Here is a 419-nt window from a genome sequence, read left to right as displayed (position 1 = left end):
GATCGGCCTCAGCAAGCGCCGCATCGCCGAAGAGGCCGCCGCGGCGCAGGCAGCCCAAGCCGCCGCCCAGGCAGCGCAGGAAGCAGCGAAAGCCGAGGCCGAGTCGGCGAGCCTCGCCAAGGTCGCCGAGCAGGAAAAAGCCAAAGCGCTCGCCGAAGCCGAAAAGCGCATTGCCGCCGAGCAGGCACTCGCCGCTGCAGCCACCGAACGCAAGAACGCCGACGCCGCGGCCGCCGCGTGCCACTGGCTCAGCAGGCCGTCGAGCACGCGCAGTTGCGCAACCGATTCGGGGATCGTCGCGTCGACCTCGCCGTCGGCCGGCGGCAGCGCGCGCAGCAGGCGGTGAATCGACGGCACCAGGCTCGGGTCGAAGCCCTTGGGGTTGACGCGCAGCAGCAGCGAGACACGCTGGTCGGGCC

The 419-nt window shown here is 72.1% G+C and carries 1 pseudogene; it reads left to right on the top strand.

Annotation, left to right across the window (positions count from 1 at the left end):
• A pseudogene (locus I6F37_RS41775) lies at window positions 1-346 on the top strand (hypothetical protein); the annotation flags it as partial.
• Window positions 347-419 lie beyond the last annotated feature (73 nt).

The organism is Bradyrhizobium sp. NBAIM08 (genome assembly GCF_020193935.1).
Classification (GTDB): Bacteria; Pseudomonadota; Alphaproteobacteria; order Rhizobiales; family Xanthobacteraceae; genus Bradyrhizobium; species Bradyrhizobium yuanmingense.
Note: the sequence above shows the minus strand (reverse complement) of the source record. Positions and strands in the feature narration are given on the sequence as shown.